The sequence below is a fragment of the Streptomyces sp. NPDC046915 genome, assembly GCF_040644935.1.
Lineage (GTDB): Bacteria > Actinomycetota > Actinomycetes > Streptomycetales > Streptomycetaceae > Streptomyces.
The window spans coordinates 20,842-38,445 of sequence record NZ_JBEYXB010000037.1 but is presented as its reverse complement, the minus strand read 5'-3'; the positions used below and the strand labels follow the sequence as shown (position 1 = coordinate 38,445).

The window sequence follows — 17,604 nt, the reverse complement described above, 5'->3', positions numbered from 1 at the left end:
GAATCCTAGTGAACAGGTAGGGAAACATGGGGCGCGTCGAGACGGCCACCGGCCGCGTGAGCCGTACACCGGCCTCACCCCTGCTCACCTCCCGCCGGCACATCGACCTGCTGCGCGTGTGCAGCGCACGATCAGCCTCCTGAGCCGGTCCGAGCCGCTCCGGGAACCCCGGACCTGTCCGGCACGCCTCGGCGCCCCCTGTCCGACGACGCTTCCGCCGCGCGTACGTCCGCGCGCCCGTACCCCGGGGAGACGCATGTCCATCACTCCGCTCGCCGCCGTCCCGTCCGCCCGCCGGACCGCCCCCGCCTTCCGGGGCCGCCTCGGCCGGGACGCGCGCAGCGGCCACCACGCCGTGCCGCACCGCTACCGGATCCATCTGTCGACCGCCTGCCCCGACGGGCTGCGCCTCGCCATCGGGCACGGCCTGCTCGGCCTCGACGGCAGCTGTCCGGTCACCTTGCTGCCCGCCGTACCGGACGGTCCCGGCGGCGGCCACTCGGCCCTGCGCCCGCTGTACGAGGCGAGCGCACATCACTACACCGGGCCGGCCCTCGCGCCGGTGCTCAGCGACGACTGGTCCGGACGCATCGTCAGCACCCATGCCCCGGACATACTGCGCGACCTGGACCGTTTCCCCCGGGACGGCCGTGCCTCCCTGTACCCGTGCGGCACCGAGAGCGAGATCGAAGCCGTGGAACGGCTCTGCGCCGAGGGCATCCAGGAGGCCGCGCAGCGCGCCGGTCAGGCCGACGCCGGCCCCGCCGAGCGCGCCGCCGCACTGGAGTCGCTGCTGGACACGCTGGGCAGGCTGGAGCGGTACCTGGACGGCGAGGAGTACCTCGTCGGCGGCCGGCTCACCGCCGCCGACATGGAACTGTGGGTCGCGCTGGTGGAGTTGGACACCGTGCACCGCTGCCACCTCGACGCCTCCGCCGTGCACCGCATCGCCGGCCACCCGGTGCTGTGGGCCTACGCCCGGCGCCTGGCCGCCCACCCCGCCTTCGGGTCCCACCTCGACCTCGACGGCATCGCCCGCCGCCACCACGGCCACTGCAAGGGGCTCGAGGCCGCCGGAGCCGCCGTCCAGATCCTGGACTGGAGGGGCCATGCCGCGGACTCCCCGGGTGCCGGTGCGCAGGTCAGCGGCGCCTGAGCCGGTCCATTGCATGGACCGGCGTTGACATCCCTGCGGCCGGACTCCTTTACTTACGGCTCTGGCAAGCGCACGGCCCGTCCGGGCCGGCACAGCGACAGGTGACGGACATGTACGCAGCTTTCAGGACGGCGGCCCGCCGCCCCCTGAGCTGCGTGCAGCCGAACCCCTTGGTCGCCGACCGTGCCGTCGATCTGCTCCGCGTCAGCAGCGCACTGTGTACCGCGCCGGGCCGTGCCCGCCGCCGGGTCTGACCGCTTCCTGACGTTCCTCGCGTCATCCCGCCGTCGCGGCCCCGCCCGCCCCGTGCGCCGCTCCCGGCCCCACACCGACCTCCAGCGCGTGGCCGGCGCCCTGCGTCGTTGCTCCTGAGCAGTCCTCTCCTCCGCCGTGGACCCGTTCCCGTGCGGCCCGGCGTGCCCTCGTACGGACCTCCAGGAAGGCACCCACTCGTGTCATCGACTCCCGTTTCCCCCCTGCACCTCGCCGTCGCCCTCGACGGCACCGGCTGGCACCCGGCGTCCTGGCGCGAGCCGGTGGCCCGGCCCCGGGACCTGTTCACCGCCGGCTACTGGGCCGGCCTGGTCGCCGAGGCGGAGGCCGGTCTCCTCGACTTCGTGACCATTGAGGACGGTCTCGGCCCGCAGTCCTCGCACTTCCTGGAGCCGGACGAACGCACCGACCAGGTGCGCGGCCGGCTCGACGCCGTGCTCATCGCCTCCCGGATCGCCCCGCTCACCCGGCACATAGGCCTGGTGCCGACCGTGGTGGCCACGCACACGGAGCCGTTCCACATCTCCAAGGCGATCGCCACGCTCGACTACGTCAGCACCGGCCGTGCCGGCCTGCGCGTGCAGATCACCGCCCGGCCGAACGAGGCCGCGCACTTCGGCCGCCGTACCGTCCCCGTCATCGACGCCTACGACAGCCCGGCCGCGGGGGAACTGGTCACGGACCTGTTCGACGAGGCCGCGGACTACGTGGAGGTCGTTCGCCGCCTCTGGGACAGCTGGGAGGACGACGCGGAGATCCGGGACGCGGCCAGCGGCCGGTTCGTCGACCGCGGCAAGCTGCACCACATCGACTTCGACGGCCGCCACTTCAGCGTCAAGGGCCCCTCGATCACACCCCGCCCGCCCCAGGGCCAGCCGCCGGTCACCGCGCTCGCCCACCGGACGGTGCCGTACCGGCTCGTGGCCCGCCAGGCCGACATCGGCTACGTCACCCCGCACGACACCGTCCAGGCCCGTGCGATCGTCGCCGAGATCCGCGCCGAGCAGGAGGCCGCCGGGCGCGCCGGCGATCGCCTGCACGTCTTCGGCGACCTGGTGGTCTTCCTGGACGAGGACCCGGGCCGGGCCGCGGCCCGCCGCGAGCGCCTCGACGCCCTCGCGGGCACCCCGTACACCAGTGACGCCCGGATCTTCACCGGCACCCCCGGCCAACTCGCCGACCTCCTGGAGGAGTTGCGCGGCGCCGGGCTGACCGGCTTCCGGCTGCGGCCGGCCGTGCTCGGCCACGACCTGGCGGCGATCACCCGGGGGCTCGTGCCCGAACTCCAGCGCCGGGGCCTGTTCCGCGGTACCTACGAGGCCGGCACCCTGCGCGGCCTCCTCGGGCTCGCCCGCCCCGCCAACCGCTATGCCCGAGCCACCGTCTGAGCCGGAGGGCCGATACGACCATGAGCAAGCCGCTGAAGCAGATCCATCTGGCCGCCCACTTCCCGGGCGTCAACAACACCACCGTGTGGAGCGACCCGGCCGCCGGCAGCCACATCGAGTTCGCCTCCTTCGCGCACTTCGCGCGCACCGCCGAACGCGCCAAGTTCGACTTGCTGTTCCTCGCCGAGGGCCTCAGGCTGCGCGAACAGGGCGGGGAGATCTACGACTTGGACGTGGTCGGCCGCCCCGACACCTTCACCGTGCTGGCCGCGCTCGCCGCCGTCACCGACCGGCTCGGGCTGGCCGGCACCATCAACTCCACCTTCAACGAGCCCTACGAGGTGGCCCGCCAGTTCGCCGGCCTCGACCACCTCTCCGGCGGCCGCTCCGCCTGGAACGTCGTCACCTCCTGGGACGCCTTCACCGGCGAGAACTTCCGCCGGGGCGGCTTCCTGCCGCAGGAGGAGCGCTACGCACGCGCCCGCGAGTTCCTGGCCACCGCGCACGAGCTGTTCGACTCCTGGCGCGGCGACGAGATCCTCGCCGACCAGGACAGCGGCACCTTCCTCAGCGACGCGAAGGCCGGCGCCTTCGTGCACCGGGGCGAACAGTTCGACATCCACGGCCGCTTCAACGTCCCCCGCTCCCCGCAGGGCCGCCCGGTGATCTTCCAGGCGGGCGACTCCGAGGAGGGCCGGGAGTTCGCCGCCTCCGGTGCCGACGCGATCTTCAGCCGGCACGCCACCCTGGAGGAGGGGCAGGCCTTCTACACCGACGTCAAGGGCCGCCTCGCCAAGTACGGGCGAGGCCATGACCAGTTGCTCATCCTGCCCGCCGCGACCTTCGTCCTCGGCGACACCGACGCCGAGGCCGAGGAACTGGCGCGCGAGGTGCGCCGGCAGCAGGTCAGCGGGGCCACCGCCGTCAAGCACCTGGAGTTCGTCTGGAACCGGGACCTGTCGGCGTACGACCCGGACGGCCCGCTGCCCGACGTGGACCTGGTGGTCAGCGAGGAGCACATCTCCCGGGGCCGCGCCCAGGTACGGATGTACCGCGACCCGGTCGCCCTCGCCCGCGAGTGGCGGGAGCTCGCCGAGGCCAACGACTGGTCCATCCGCGACCTGATCATCAACACCGGCAACCGGCAGACCTTCGTCGGCTCCCCGTCCACCGTCGCGAAGACCGTCAACGAGTTCGTGCAGGCGGACGCGTCCGACGGCTTCGTCCTCGTCCCGCACCTCACCCCCGGCGGCCTCGACCCGTTCGCCGACCGGGTCGTCCCGCTCCTCCAGGAACAGGGCGTCTTCCGCGCCGACTACGAGGGCACCACCCTGCGCGACCACCTGGGGCTCGCCCACCCGGACGAACTGCGGGGCGAGGGGGTGGCGTCGTGAGGTTCAGCCAGGACCGGTGTGGCCGCGGACGTCTCCCTCCCCCGAAGGTGACGTCCGCGGCCGCTCCCCCGGTGCCGGACTGTGGTCCGGACGCCCGCGTCGCGGCCTGTGCTGTCACCAGCACATGACGGCTGTCTCGCCCGAACCCCAGGTGGAGTACAGACGGACGCGGACGAAGTAGCGGCGGCCCTTGACGAGCCGGACCTGGACGGTCGCGTTGTGCGGTGTGCCCCCGTCGTCCCGGCCGGCGAGGTAACGCGGCTCCCCGTCGCGTTCCTCGAAGACCACGAGCACACTGTCGGCGTCCCCGAAGGTGCCCACGGTGTACGCGCGGGTCTCCGGCGGCTCGACGGTGAAGTCGGCCTGCCCGCCCGGTCCGAGGCCCAGCGGCGCCGAGCGGAACGGCACCAGCGCGGGCGGCCGGGACGGCTCGGCGGGCGGATACCAGCGGAGCACGAACTCCTTGTCCGCCGGGGACAGCGAACCCGGCGGGTGCAGGCCCGCCCGGTACTGCTCCGGTTCCAGGACCAGCCCCGGCCCGAAGGGGAACTCCATGACCGACTGCGGGTCCCACACGGACCCGTTGGCCTCGGACGGGTCCAGCCTGCGCAGGATGCTGGCGTACGTCGTGTCCCGGCTCCAGAAGTTCGGCGGGCCCGCCAGATCGGCGTACACGGCCTCGTCGTCCCAGTGGATCCCGGCGACCGGGCTCTGGTGCTCGTGCAGCATGCCGAGCGCGTGCCCGATCTCGTGCAGTGCCGTCCCGCGCTCCCCGGGCGCGGTCAGGTCCCAGCCGAAGTTCATGGTGCGTTCGCCCCGGCCGACCGTCAGCGCGTCCCGGCCGACGGCCGACCAGGAGCCGTCACCGGCCTGGAACCCGATGCGCAGTTCCGCCTCCCGGCGGTCGCCGACCTCGGCGAAGGTCACGCCGATGCCGAGGTCCCGCCACTGGCGGAAGCCCTCGCGCACCGCGTCCCGCTGCTCCTCGGCCCCGACCCACGACACCCGGCGGGTCTCCCCGGTCCCCGGGACGGGGATCACCGACGCGTCGGTGCCGGCGTCGAAGAAGTGGTAGTGCAGGACCGTGCCGTTGACCCACATCCGCCGCCCGCCGGTCAGCGCGCTCAGCCGCTCGGCGGTCAGCCCCGGTGCGAAGGAGGGGGCCGACTGCTGCGGGAGCGAGCAGTAGCGAGCGGTCATGGCCCCAGACTGCCGCCGCACCCCGCCGGGCGCCTGAGTCGAGGTCTACTCAAGTCCCCCTGTATCAGACGTGAGTATCCCGTCTCTCACTGGTGTGACGACTTACGAACCGGACGCGCGGACGCTCGAACCGCCCTGGCCGTTCACCGGCCGGGAGGACGAACTGGACCTGGTCCGCCGGTCCCTGACCGGCGCACGGCACGGCATCGTCGTGACCGGACCGTCCGGCCGCGGCAAGACACGGCTGGTCACCGAGGCCGTCCGGGGCACCGACTGCGCCCGGGTCACCGGGACGCCCGAGACGCGCCGGCTCGACTTCGCCGCGTTCGCGCACCTGCTGCCCGAGGTGGTCTCGTTGCACCGCGCGGTGCGGCTGCTGTCCGGTGTGCGCCTGCTCGTGGTCGACGACGCGCATCTCCTCGACGACGCCTCCGCCGCCCTGGTCCACCAGCTCGCCGTGCACGGGCGTACCCGCCTCGTGGTGATCGCGGCGGACGACGGCGCCCCGGTGCCCGCCGCCGTGTCCCGGCTGTGGACCGGCGAGCTGCTGCCCCGCCTGGCCCTGGAGCCGCTGCCGCGCGAGGAGACCGCGAGGCTGCTCACCGCGGGCGCGGGCCGTGCCCTGGAGCCGCTCACGACGGGCCGGCTGCACCGGCTGTGCGGGGGCGACCTGAGGCTGCTGCGCGAACTGGTGGGCGCGCTGGTCGAAGGCGGCCTGCTCACCCGGGTACGAGACGGCGACGAATGGGCCTGGCGCGGCCCGGTGCCGGTGACCGCCGCCGTACGCGAACGCGTCGCCCACGTCCTGGAACGCCCGGGTCCGGGTGAACGCGAGATCCTTCAGCGGCTCGCCTTCGCCGAGCCGCTGCCCCTGCGCCTCGACGAACTGGACCTGGAGACCGTGGAGGGCCTGGAGGCCGGCGGTCTCGTACAGGTCGACGACGAGGGTGCCGTCCGCCTCTCCCACCCCCTGCACGGCCCGGTCCTGCGCGCCGGCGCCGGACGGCTGCGCGCCAGGCGCCTGGCGCGCACACCGCAGGACTGCGGCCCGGCCCTGGCGGCCGAACGGGACGCGCTGGCCCGCCGGATCGAGGAGGCGGACGTACGGGCCCTGCCGACGCCGGTGGGGGAGTGGCTGGCGGGGGAGGGCGCCCGGGTACCGGCCGGGTACGCCGCCGTACGCGCCCGGTTCGCACGGCTGAGGGGTGAAGTGCGGGAGGCGGCGGCCTGGGCGCGCGAAGGGCTGCGGGACGCACCGGACGACCCCGCCTGCCGTGGCGAACTGGCCCTCGCGCAAGGGGAGTACGGTCCCGAGCAGGCCGCCGGGCACCTCCCGGCAGGGGGCGTGTTCGCCCGGCACGCCGACGCGCTCGCCCGCGGCGACGGACCCGCGCTGGACCGGGCGGCCGAGGCGCTGCGGCAGCGCGGCTTCCTGCTGTTCGCGGCCGAGGCGTACGCACAGGCCGCCCACGCGCACCGCGACCCGGGCGCCGCCCGCACCTCCCGCACCCGCGCGCTCGCCCTCGCCCGCCGCTGCCAGGACGCCCGCACCCCGGCCCTGTCCGGGCTGGTACTGGGCGAACTCACCGCCCGGCAACGGCAGATCGTCGCCCTCGCGGCGGCCGGGCTGAGCAACCGGCAGATCGCGGAGCGGCTCACGCTGTCGGTGCGCACCGTCGGCAACCACCTGTACAGCGCCTACACGCGGCTCGGGGCGAGCGACCGGGCGCGGCTGCCGCGGTCGGCGTGACCGCCGGCCGGGCAGCCGGCATGCGGCGAGGTCAGGCCGCCCCGAACGCCGCGAACGCCCACCCGGTCGCCTGGTGCACCGCGTCCCCGGGCAGCGCGGCCCGGGCGTCGCGGAGCGCCTCGGCGAGGGACAGGCCCGCCCCCAGGCCCTTGTGCAGCGCGAGCATCAGCGGCACCACCGCCGCGTCGCTGACCGGCGCGCTGCTCGCCACCACCCCGGCGGTGCCCAGCGGCAGCAGCGCGGTCACCAGGCCCAGCAGCTCGTCGGCGCCGACCGAGGCGAGCCGGGCGGTGTCGCAGCTGGAGAGGATGATCCGGTACGGGCTGCGGTCGAGACGCTCGAAGTCGTGCACGATGAGCGGGCCGTCGGACATCCGCAGCGACGAGAACAGGGGGCTGTCCGCACGGAACGTGCCGTGCGCCGCCAGATGGGCGAGCGTGGCGCCGTCGAGCTCGTCCAGCACCCGGGGGACCTGTGCGTCGTCGCCCTCCAGGACCGTCGCCGTGCCGTAGCGGCCCGCGAGTTCCGGCACCTCGGCGCCGCCCGTCGCCAGCCCCGGGCCGCGCACCAGCACCTGCCGGCCGCCCGGCGGCGGCTCGGTGTCCCGGGCGCGCAGCCAGCTGCCCGCCGACGGCGACACACTCAGCACCCGCTCCCTGAGCGACGGCAGCAGCGCCCACGGCACCCGGTGCAGCGCGCCCGGCGGCACCACCACGACCGGCCCGGACCCCAGGTGCCGTACCGCCCCGGCGAGCAGCAGCTCCTGAAGCCGGCGGCCCCCGGCCTCCACCACCGGCAGCCTGGCCTCCGCCCCCGGGTGGGCGAGCCGCCGCAGCCCCGCCTGGACGTGTTCCGCCTCGGCCACCGCCTCCGCCAGCGCCCCGCCCTCGAACCGCCGCACCCGCCCCTGCCCGCACAGCAGCACGTGCACCCGCCCGTCCAGTACGGCCAGTTCGACGAGCCGGGTGTCACCGAGCCGGTCCAGCAGCCGCCTCGGGTCGAAGGACGAGGTGTCCCCGTAGCCGGGGGCGGTGCCGCGCATGTGCAGGGTGCGGGACCTGATCTCTCGCTCCAGGCGCCGCTGTTCGCGCTCCAGGGCCGGCACCGGGCGGCCGTCCATGCGGGCGGCCTCCGCGCGGGCGGCGATCTCCCGGAACGCGGTCAGGCCGCTGAGCAGCGCGGGGTCGGCGGGCGGCCGGGTGGGCGGCGCGGACAGTATCGTGGCCCGCCACCGCTCGCTCCACTCCAGCAGCCGCCGCGGCCCGCCCCGGGCGAGGCCCGCCTCCTGGGCCAGCGCCGCCAGTTCCGCGCCCTGCGCGGTGGCCCGGGCCCGCAGCTCCGAGGCGCCCAGCGTCATCCGGTGGTCGTCGAGCACGTCCAGCCCGCGCCGGCACGCCTGAAGCACGCCCCGCCCCGAACCGGCCGCCCGCGCCCTGAGGGCCTGCGCCGCCCAGCCCGTCATCCGGGCCGGCGGCGGCCCGGCGCGTCTGCTGCGGGCGGCCACCGCCAGATGCCGTTCCGCGTCCGCCGTCCAGCCCAGGGCGAGCGCGATCCGGCCCGCGAGCAGCGAGGCCTCCGGCGCGGCGGGCGAGCCGAACGAGGCCAGCCGCTCCGCCACCCGGGCCGCGTCCGCGACCATCCGCCCCGACCGGCGCCCCGCCGCCACCCGCGCCTCGATCAGCACCAGCCGGGCATGCGTCTCCCACCAGGTGCGCCGCTGCCCGGCGAACAGCCGTACGGCGACGGCGGCCCGCGCGATCGCCGTGTGCGGGTCCCCGGCCGAGCGGGCCGCACGGGCGGCGGCCAGCAGCAGTTCGGCCTTGCGGGTGGACTGCCCGCCGATCTCGTCGAGCGCCGCGATCGCCGCGTCCGCCTCGGCGAGGGCCTCCGGGGCGAGCCCGGCCGCCATCAGCACCTCGCAGCGCCGGACGCACAGCATGAACGTGGGCGTGCCGAGCTTGGCGTACCGCTCCTCGGCCTCGTCGAGCAGACGGAGCGCCGCCGGGATGTCACCGGAGCGGAACGCGGCCAGGCCCCGGCTCTCCACCGCGTCGGCCTTGTCGTGCTCCTGGCCGGTCGTCTCCCACAGCCGCTCGGCCGCCGTGAAGTCGGCGTCCGCCCGGTCCACCGCGCCCAGCGCCAGGTGCACGGTCGCCCGCAGGGTCAGCGCACGCGCCGTCCAGATCACGTCGTCGGCCTGCCGCAGCACCGGTATCGCCCGGCGCACGTCCCCCAGTGCCTCCCGGTGCCGGCCCAGCACCCACCACACGTAGGCCCGGCGGTACAGCACCCGGGCCCGGGTGTGCCCGGTGCCGCGCGCGATCCCGCGCTCGAACGAGGTGAGCCCCTGCCGTGTGCGCCCCGCGTGCACCAACGCGACCCCGAGCGTGGCCAGGACGTCCGCCTCCCGGTCCGCCGACTCGGCCCGCGCCGCGAGGTCGCGGGCGCGCCGCAGATGGCCGAGGGCGATCTGGATGTCGCCGAAGTCCCGGTGCCAGATGCCGATGACCTGGTGGGCGACCGAGGCGTGCAACGGCGGCGGATCGGCGTCCAGCACCCCCTGCGCCCCGGCGAGGGCCTCGTTGGGGGCGGCGAACACCATCGGCAGCAACTGAAGGACCGACGCGTCTGTCGCTGTCACTCCTCGGATGGTAGTGGTCCCGTCACGGCCCGTCATGGTCCGGGCCTGTATCAATCGGCGGCCGGTGGGCTCAGACTGACGAAACCGGCCTCAGGGGGAGGACAAGCCATGGCACCTCAGCGCTTCCATGAACAGTTCGAACAGGTCCAGCGGTCGATGCCGGACGTCCCGCTGGCGATGGGACCGGACGACTCCGCCGAGTTCTTCTACGAGAAGGGCGTCGTCCTCGCCCGCGACGGCGAGGAGGCCCGGCTCGTCGAGGACACGGTCCGCGGCCACTTCACCGAGGCCACCGGCCTGGTCGCCGACCACGTGCGCCGGGAGAGCCCCGAGACCAACCGGACCGGCGTCACCCGCATCCGGGTCGGCGACCCGGGCCACGGCGACCGCAGCGGCGACCGCTCCGTGGCCCACGCGCTGCGGGCGATGCGCGAGCACGAGGGCCGGCAGGGCCGTCGGCTGGTCAGCCGCAACCACGTGGTGTCGATCGCGTCGGTCAACGCCTGCCCCGGCGACGAGCCGGAGCCCGCCCCCCTCACCGGGCCGTGCAACCCGGCGGCGGACGGGACGCCGTACGACCCGGACACCGCCGTCGCCGTCCTCGTCATCGACAACGGCCTCATGCACGACTACCGGTCCTACCCGCTGCTCGCCCGCGCCGAGGGGGACGCCCAGCTGACGGAGACCGGCGACGACGGCGTCCTCAGGCAGTACGTCGGCCACGGCACGTTCATCGCCGGACTGCTCGCCGCCGTCGCGCCCAACACCGACCTCACCGTCCGCAACACGCTCGACGACGCGGGCGCCGTCCTGGAGTCCGAATTCGGCGCCAGGCTCTTCGAGGCCGTCGACCGGGGCGGCTGGCCCGACATCATCAGCCTCTCCGCCGGCACCCCCAACGGCCGCACCGACGGGCTGCTCGGCGTGGACGCCTTCATGCGCGAACTGCGCGAGCAGCGCACCCTGCTGGTCGCGGCGGCCGGCAACAACGCCAGTGCCACACCCTTCTGGCCCGCCGCCTACGCCTCGCTGCCCGACTACGAGGACGCCGTGCTGTCGGTCGGCGCGCTGCGCGGGGACGGCGAGTTCGGCGCCTGCTTCACCAACCACGGCTCCTGGGTACGGGCGTACGCGCCCGGCGAGCGGCTCACCAGCGCCCTCACCGGCTTCGACCGGCCCGTGCCGTACGTCTACCAGCACTCCACGTACGACTCCTGCCGGTTCGGCTTCGCCTACGCCTGCACCTGCCAGTACCCGCGCCACACCGGGGTGCTGAGCGAGGAGCGGCAGGGCACCCCGGGCAAGGCGGACCAGGTCATGTTCGAAGGGTTCGCGCAGTGGAGCGGAACCTCGTTCGCCACCCCGGTTGCCGCCGGGCTGGTCGCCGCCCACATGACCGCGCACAAGGAGGGCGACCCGCGCGCCGCACGCAGGCAGTTGCTCGACTCCAACACCGAGTACGCCGAAGTGCGCGGGGCGCACGTACCGGCGCTGAAGCCGGCCACCTGGCGTCCGGTCCCCGTCGTGCGACTGGTTCCCGGCGCATGAGGACCGGATGCGTCCCCTCCGCGGCGTACGATGACGTGCCGTACACGAGGGGTGGGACCGTGGACCGAGCAGAGGTCGGGGCGCTGGTCCGGTCGGCCGTCGAAGGCGACGCGGCGGCCTGGAAGGCGCTCGTGGAAGGGCTGAGTCCGCTGGTGTGGTCCGTCGTGCGCGCGCACCGGCTCTCCGACGCCGACGGCTCGGAGGTCTACCAGACCGTGTGGTTCCGCTTCGCCCAGCACCTCGGCCGCATCCGCGAGCCGGAGAAGGCGGGGGCCTGGCTGGCGAGCACGGCGCGGCACGAGTGCCTGAAGGTGATCAAGGGCCTGACCCGGCTGATGCCGACGGACGATCCGCAGGTACTGGACCGGGTCAGCGAGGACCGTACGCCCGAGCAGTCGCTGCTGGACTCGGAGGAGGCGGCCGCCGAGGCCGAGCGGATCCGGCGGCTGTGGCAGGAGTTCGAGGAACTGGGCGACCGCTGCCGCCAGTTGCTGCGGGTCCTGATGTCCTCGCCGCCGCCGAGTTATCTGGAGGTGTCCGCCGCCCTCGGCATCGCGGTGGGCAGCATCGGACCGCTGCGCCAGCGATGCCTGCGCAGGCTGCGGGCGCGGCTCGACGCACGAGGGGCGGTGTGAGCGGCATGCACGAGGACGACTTCCGCGACCAGGACGCGTTCGGCGAGGACGACTTCGGTGGTGGGCTCCTGGAGGAGGAACTGCGCCAGGCTGCCGCCATCCTCGACCCCGTCCCCGCCGAGCTGCGCCAACTGGCCATCGACGCCTACGCGTTGCTTGATCTGGAGGCCCGCGTCGCCGAGCTGACCTTCGACTCCCTGGTCGACGCCCTCCCGGTCCGGGGCGCGTCGGACCCGCCCCGGATGCTGACCTTCCGCGCGGGCGGGCTGACCGTGGACGTCGAGGTCGGCGAGGACGGGCTGATGGGGCAGGTGCTGCCCCCGCAGACGGCACGCGTCGAGGTGCTCGGCGGCCCGCAGACGGCGGTCCCGGTCGCGGCGGACGCCCTGGGCCGCTTCACCAGCGCGGCGCTGCCCAGGGGCCCTTTCGCACTGCGGCTGCGGACCGGCGGGGACGTGATCGTCACGGAGTGGCTGCGGGCCTGACCGCGGGCCCTAGCGGGAGGCGCCGTCCACCAGGGTGGCCAGGGCCGCGGCCAGCCGGGACAGTCCCGGTTCCACGGTGGGTCCGCCGGGCTCGGTCATGTAGGTGTCCCGGCGGATCTCCACCATCAGGGCGCCGACCCGCTGGTCGGTGCCGTAGAAGTCGAGCGGCACGTACGTACCGCTGAACGGGCTGTCCAGCCCCGTCTCCCCGCACCGCGCGAACGCCTTCCGGGCCAGCTCCGCCAGTTCGGGCGGCGTGTGGAAGGCGTCGGTGCCCACGCACACCGGCGGGCGGGGCCCCGCTCCGTGCAGCTCGTAGGGCAGCGCCTCGGTGGGATAGGAGTGCACGTCGATCACGACGGCCCGCCCGGTCGCGGCCAGCCGGCCGGCCACCGCCCGCGTCATGGCCTCGGCGTACGGCCGGAAGTACCGCTCGACCAGCGGCTCCGGGTCGGTGCCGGCGGGCCTGAGCTCGGCCCGGTGCGTGGTCCGCGTGTACACCGCGCCCATCCCCACGGCGAGCATCTCCTCCCGCTCGTCCGGGAACCGCTCCGGGTCGACGACCAGCCGCGACAGCCGGTTGACGAACCGCCAGGGCGTCACCCCGGCCAGCCCGGCCGCGGCCTCGGCGAGCTCGGCCGTGTGCGCGTCGGTGATGTGGTCCAGCTCCCGCTCCAGCGCGGCGTCGTCCAGGACGATCCCCGCCCGCACGCCGTCCGGTATCTCCCGCGCCGAGTGCGGCACATGCAGGATCACGGGTGAGTCGTCGGCACCGGGCAGGAGGTCGAACGGGGGCAGCGGACGGGACACGGGCGGCTCCGGGGGTGTGGTCAGTGGCAGGGTGCGGGAGCAAGGGGCAGGACCAATGTGCCGGATCGATGCCGAGCCACGCGTGGCGCGCAGGGGGCCGCGTCTACCTCCGGTGCCGGACGTACCAGCCCACCACGACGACGACCAGCAACGAGCCGATGAACGCCCAGAGGGTCACTGCGGTGTCATGGGACTGGTAGCCGATGATGGCGAGCATGCCCGGTCGGATACCCGCGGTCGCCGACGGCATTCCCGCTCGGCTGCCCGTACGGCTCCGCCCCGGCCGGGGTGCCGGCCGGGGCGGAGTCTCATTCAGCGGGACGGCTCTCGGGCCGTGCGCGTCAGCTGAGGGACGCGAGGGCCTCGTTCCAGGTGGCCGACGGGCGCATGACCGCGTCCGCCTTGGCCTTCTCGGGCTGGAAGTAGCCGCCGATGTCGGCGGGCGAGCCCTGGACGGCGATCAGCTCGTCGACGATCGCCTGCTCGCCCGCGGTGAGCGTCTCGGCGAACGCGGCGAACGCCTTGGCCAGGTCGGCGTCGTCGGTCTGCCGGGCCAGCTCCTGCGCCCAGTACAGGGAGAGGTAGAAGTGGCTGCCGCGGTTGTCGATGCCGCCGACCCGGCGGGTCGGGGACTTGTCCTCGTTGAGGAAGGTCGCCGTGGCCCGGTCGAGGGTGTCGGCGAGGACCTTGGCGCGGGTGTTGCCGGTGGCCGCCGCGTACTGCTCGAAGGCGGGGACGAGCGCGAAGAACTCGCCGAGCGAGTCCCAGCGCAGGTAGTTCTCCTTGACCAGCTGCTGGACGTGCTTCGGCGCGGAGCCGCCGGCGCCGGTCTCGAACAGACCACCGCCCGCCATCAGCGGGACGACCGACAGCATCTTGGCGCTGGTGCCCAGCTCCAGGATGGGGAAGAGGTCGGTGAGGTAGTCGCGCAGCACGTTGCCGGTGACCGAGATGGTGTTCTCGCCGCGGCGGATGCGCTCCACCGACAGCTTGGTCGCCTCGACGGGGGAGAGGACCTTGATGTCCAGGCCCTCGGTGTCGTGCTCCGGCAGGTACTGCTCGATCTTGGCGATCAGGTTGGCGTCGTGGGCGCGGGTGGAGTCCAGCCAGAACACGGCCGGGTCGCCGGTGGCGCGGGCGCGGGTGACGGCGAGCTTCACCCAGTCCTTGATCGGCGCGTCCTTGGTCTGGCAGGCGCGGAAGATGTCGCCGGCGGAGACCGTCTGCTCGATCACGGCGTTGCCGGCCTGGTCGACCAGGCGGACCGTGCCGGTGACCGGGATCTCGAAGGTCTTGTCGTGGCTGCCGTACTCCTCGGCCTTCTGCGCCATGAGACCGACGTTCGGGACGGAGCCCATGGCCGCCGGGTCGTAGGCGCCGTGGGCGCGGCAGTCGTCGAGCACGGCCTGGTAGACGCCGGCGTACGAGGAGTCCGGCAGGACCGCGAGGGTGTCGGCCTCCTGGCCGTCCGGGCCCCACATGTGGCCCGAGGTGCGGATCATGGCCGGCATGGACGCGTCGACGATGACGTCGGACGGGACGTGCAGGTTGGTGATGCCCTTGTCGGAGTCGACCATGGCCAGCGCCGGGCCCTCGGCGAGCTCGGCGTCGAAGGAGGCCTTGATCTCCGCACCCTCGGGCAGCGACTCGATGCCCTTGAGGATGCCGCCCAGACCGTCGTTCGGGGTCAGGCCGGCCTTGGCGAAGGTCTCGCCGTACTTCGCGAACGTCTTCGGGAAGAAGGCGCGCACCACGTGACCGAAGACGATCGGGTCGGAGACCTTCATCATCGTGGCCTTCAGGTGCACGGAGAAGAGAACACCCTCCTCCTTGGCGCGGGCGACCTGGGCGGTCAGGAACTCGCGCAGGGCGGCGACGCGCATCACGGAGGCGTCGACGACCTCGCCCTCGAGGACCGGCACGGACTCGCGCAGGACGGTGGTGGAGCCGTCGTCACCCTTGAGCTCGATGCGCAGCGAACCGGCCTCCGAGATGACCACGGACTTCTCCGTGGAGCGGAAGTCGTCGACGCCCATCGTCGCCACGTTGGTCTTGGAGTCGGAGCTCCAGGCGCCCATGCGGTGCGGGTGGGTCTTGGCGTAGTTCTTCACCGAGGCCGGGGCGCGGCGGTCGGAGTTGCCCTCGCGCAGCACCGGGTTCACGGCGGAGCCCTTGACCTTGTCGTAGCGGGCGCGGATCTCGCGCTCCTCGTCGGTCTTGGGGTCGTCCGGGTAGTCCGGCAGCGCGTAGCCCTTGCCCTGGAGCTCGGCGACCGCGGCCCTGAGCTGCGGGATCGACGCCGAGATGTTCGGCAGCTTGACGATGTTGGCCTCGGGCGTCTTGGCCAGCTCGCCCAGCTCGGCCAGCGCGTCCGGGATGCGCTGGTCCTCGTTCAGGTACTCCGGGAAGTGGGCGATGATGCGCCCGGCCAGCGAGATGTCGCGAGTCTCCACGTCGACACCGGCCTGCGAGGCGTAGGCCTGGATCACCGGCAGGAACGAATGCGTCGCCAGGGCCGGGGCCTCGTCTGTGTAGGTGTAGATGATGGTCGAGTCAGTCACCGGGTGCTCCGCTCCACGTCTGCAACATTGCTCGACATCAAGATATCTCGTGACCGCCGTCCACTCGACAGGGGTCCGCCCTCACGCCGGGATCACATCGGTGTCGTCCGGGGCAACCGAGGGATTCGATTCTGCGGTCCAGCAAGTAGATCGCCCACTCACCGACGGCCGGATCCGACCACCCCGGCCGCCCGAGCGAAAGCGGACCATGAGATATCGCACCAGAGTGACGGCCCCCGCGGCCGCCCTGATCGGCACGGCGACCGCACTGACCGTGGGCTCGGCCGCCCACGCCGCCCCGCGCACCGGCGGCGACCCGGGGACCCCGGGCCCGGAGACCCTCGACGACCAGGTCTTCCCGGCCCTCGGCAACGACGGCTACCGCGTCTCCTCGTACGACCTCGACCTCGCGTACGACCCCGCGACCGGGCTGGTCGACGCGACCGCGACCCTGACGATCCGCACCGACCGGCGGCTGACCCGGTTCTCCCTCGACTGCCTCGGCCTGGACATACGGTCCATACACGTCGACGGCTGCGAGGCCGGCTTCGAGCAGGCGGACGAGAAACTGCGGATCACCCCCGCCGAGGCCCTGCGGGCCGGGGACCGGGTCACGGTGTGCGTGGCCTACTCCGCCGACCCGCACCGCGCCCTGCCGCACACCGGCTGGGTCGTCACCCCCGACGGGTTCGCGGTGTGCGGCCAGCCGAACTCCGCGCACACCGTCTTCCCCTGCAACGACCACCCCTCGGACAAGGCGGACTTCACCTTCCGCGTCACGGTCCCGGGCGGCCTGCGCGGCGTGGCGAACGGCGTGCTCACCCGCACGGAGACCCTGGCCGACGGCCGCACGGCGTACTCGTACCGCTCCCGCTCCCCGATGGCCACCGAGCTGGTCCAGATCACCGTCGGCGACTACGTCGTCAAGGACCGGCAGGGCCCGCACGGCCTGCCCCTGCGCGACGTCGTACCGGCCGCCCGCGCCACCGCCCTGGAACCGGCGCTCTCCCTCACCCCCGGCCTGGTGGAGTGGCTGGAGGCCCGCCTCGGCGCGTACCCCTTCGAGACGTACGGGCTGCTGCCCTGCAACTCCGACGACCCGAACGCCTTCGACTTCACCGGCCTGGAGACCCAGACCCTCACCCTGTACAAGCCGAACTTCCTGCTCCAGGAGGAGAAGAAGATCGGCTCGCACATGATGCACGAGCTGGTCCACTCCTGGTTCGGCAACCTGGTCAGCCCCGCCACCTGGGCCGATCTGTGGCTGAACGAGGGCCATGCCGACTTCTACGGGCTGCTGTACCGCTACGAGCGCGGCTGGCCCGACTCCCTCGGCCTCACCACCATGGAGGCCCGGATGAAGGACACCTACGCCCGCGGCGACCAGTGGCGCCAGGACTCCGGCCCGGTCGCCGCCCCGAACGCCGTCAACCTCTTCGACAGCCAGCGCTACCTGGGCGGCGTCCTCGTCCTGTACGCCTTCCGGCAACTGGTCGGCGAGGACGTCTTCCACGCTGTGGAGCGCACCTTCCTGACGTGCTTCCGCAACTCCTCCGCCGCCACCGAGGACTACGTCGCCGTCGCCTCGCAGGTCTGCGGGCAGGACCAGTCCGGCTTCCTGCGCGACTGGCTGTACGGCACCACGACCCCGCGCATGCCCGGCCACCCGGACTGGACGGTCACCCCGGTGACCCCGTCCCTGGCGACCCCGCACAGCCTGCGCGGCGGCCACTACCACGACAACTCGGCGACGCTCTGAGCCC

At 73.8% G+C, this 17,604-nt stretch carries 13 protein-coding genes; 9 read left to right on the top strand and 4 right to left on the bottom strand.

The features are described 5' to 3' along the window. Positions 1-256 precede the first annotated feature (256 nt). From ABZ915_RS46190 to ABZ915_RS46175, 4 genes are all read left to right on the top strand, one after another. Entirely contained in the window at positions 257-1,156 is a 900-nt protein-coding gene (locus ABZ915_RS46190) for a glutathione S-transferase C-terminal domain-containing protein (protein WP_361816686.1), read from the top strand. Between the two features lie 110 nt (positions 1,157-1,266). Further along, positions 1,267-1,410: a hypothetical protein gene (locus ABZ915_RS46185; protein WP_361816683.1), complete on the top strand. Its 144-nt coding sequence runs from the start codon at positions 1,267-1,269 to the stop codon at positions 1,408-1,410. A gap of 198 nt (positions 1,411-1,608) precedes the next feature. Further along, a complete protein-coding gene (locus ABZ915_RS46180; protein ID WP_361816680.1) occupies positions 1,609-2,817 on the top strand; it encodes an LLM class flavin-dependent oxidoreductase in 1,209 nt (402 codons plus the stop codon). A gap of 20 nt (positions 2,818-2,837) precedes the next feature. Continuing rightward, positions 2,838-4,211 (top strand): NtaA/DmoA family FMN-dependent monooxygenase, encoded by a 1,374-nt coding sequence (locus ABZ915_RS46175; protein WP_361816677.1) that lies wholly within the window; start codon positions 2,838-2,840, stop codon positions 4,209-4,211. A 114-nt stretch (positions 4,212-4,325) separates the two neighbouring features. On the opposite strand, the gene ABZ915_RS46170 is transcribed toward ABZ915_RS46175, so the two are convergent. Then, a complete protein-coding gene (locus tag ABZ915_RS46170; protein ID WP_361816674.1) occupies positions 4,326-5,411 on the bottom strand; it encodes a M12 family metallopeptidase in 1,086 nt (361 codons plus the stop codon). Between the two features lie 94 nt (positions 5,412-5,505). Here ABZ915_RS46170 and ABZ915_RS46165 point away from each other — a divergent pair, with 94 nt between their 5' ends. Further along, on the top strand, positions 5,506-7,161 hold the full coding sequence (locus ABZ915_RS46165) for a LuxR C-terminal-related transcriptional regulator (protein WP_361816671.1): 1,656 nt from the start codon (positions 5,506-5,508) through the stop codon (positions 7,159-7,161). Between the two features lie 31 nt (positions 7,162-7,192). Here ABZ915_RS46165 and ABZ915_RS46160 read toward each other — a convergent pair whose 3' ends face one another. Continuing rightward, on the bottom strand, positions 7,193-9,763 hold the full coding sequence (locus ABZ915_RS46160; RefSeq protein WP_361816765.1) for a CHAT domain-containing tetratricopeptide repeat protein: 2,571 nt from the start codon (positions 9,761-9,763) through the stop codon (positions 7,193-7,195). A gap of 147 nt (positions 9,764-9,910) precedes the next feature. On the opposite strand from ABZ915_RS46160, the gene ABZ915_RS46155 reads away from it, so the two are divergent. The 3 genes from ABZ915_RS46155 to ABZ915_RS46145 are packed head-to-tail and all read left to right on the top strand — an operon-like array spanning position 9,911 to position 12,470. Beyond that, complete coding sequence (locus tag ABZ915_RS46155; RefSeq protein WP_361816669.1) at positions 9,911-11,350, top strand: S8/S53 family peptidase; 1,440 nt, start codon at positions 9,911-9,913, stop codon at positions 11,348-11,350. Continuing rightward, entirely contained in the window at positions 11,347-11,985 is a 639-nt protein-coding gene (locus ABZ915_RS46150) for a sigma-70 family RNA polymerase sigma factor (protein ID WP_361816666.1), read from the top strand. Before ABZ915_RS46155 ends, ABZ915_RS46150 begins: the two co-directional genes overlap by 4 nt. A 5-nt stretch (positions 11,986-11,990) precedes the next feature. Continuing rightward, entirely contained in the window at positions 11,991-12,470 is a 480-nt protein-coding gene (locus ABZ915_RS46145; protein ID WP_361816762.1) for a hypothetical protein, read from the top strand. Between the two features lie 9 nt (positions 12,471-12,479). Here ABZ915_RS46145 and ABZ915_RS46140 read toward each other — a convergent pair whose 3' ends face one another. Both ABZ915_RS46140 and ABZ915_RS46135 read right to left on the bottom strand, forming a co-directional pair. Beyond that, positions 12,480-13,280: an N-formylglutamate amidohydrolase gene (locus ABZ915_RS46140; protein WP_361816663.1), complete on the bottom strand. Its 801-nt coding sequence runs from the start codon at positions 13,278-13,280 to the stop codon at positions 12,480-12,482. Between the two features lie 341 nt (positions 13,281-13,621). Beyond that, positions 13,622-15,841, bottom strand: coding sequence for an NADP-dependent isocitrate dehydrogenase (locus tag ABZ915_RS46135; protein WP_361816661.1), 2,220 nt, complete (start codon positions 15,839-15,841; stop codon positions 13,622-13,624). A gap of 208 nt (positions 15,842-16,049) precedes the next feature. On the opposite strand from ABZ915_RS46135, the gene ABZ915_RS46130 reads away from it, so the two are divergent. Further along, positions 16,050-17,600, top strand: a complete 1,551-nt coding sequence (locus ABZ915_RS46130; protein ID WP_361816659.1) for a M1 family metallopeptidase — start codon at positions 16,050-16,052, stop codon at positions 17,598-17,600. Positions 17,601-17,604 lie beyond the last annotated feature (4 nt).

Bases quoted from the DNA above. Each gene is read 5' to 3' on its own strand.
- ABZ915_RS46190 (WP_361816686.1), top strand. From the start codon at position 257: ATGTCCATCACTCCGCTCGCCGCCGTCCCGTCCGCCCGCCGGACCGCC.
- ABZ915_RS46185 (WP_361816683.1), top strand. From the start codon at position 1,267: ATGTACGCAGCTTTCAGGACGGCGGCCCGCCGCCCCCTGAGCTGCGTG.
- ABZ915_RS46175 (WP_361816677.1), top strand. From the start codon at position 2,838: ATGAGCAAGCCGCTGAAGCAGATCCATCTGGCCGCCCACTTCCCGGGC.
- ABZ915_RS46170 (WP_361816674.1), bottom strand. From the start codon at position 5,411: ATGACCGCTCGCTACTGCTCGCTCCCGCAGCAGTCGGCCCCCTCCTTC.
- ABZ915_RS46160 (WP_361816765.1), bottom strand. From the start codon at position 9,763: ATGGTGTTCGCCGCCCCCAACGAGGCCCTCGCCGGGGCGCAGGGGGTG.
- ABZ915_RS46155 (WP_361816669.1), top strand. From the start codon at position 9,911: ATGGCACCTCAGCGCTTCCATGAACAGTTCGAACAGGTCCAGCGGTCG.
- ABZ915_RS46150 (WP_361816666.1), top strand. From the start codon at position 11,347: ATGAGGACCGGATGCGTCCCCTCCGCGGCGTACGATGACGTGCCGTAC.
- ABZ915_RS46145 (WP_361816762.1), top strand. From the start codon at position 11,991: ATGCACGAGGACGACTTCCGCGACCAGGACGCGTTCGGCGAGGACGAC.
- ABZ915_RS46130 (WP_361816659.1), top strand. From the start codon at position 16,050: ATGAGATATCGCACCAGAGTGACGGCCCCCGCGGCCGCCCTGATCGGC.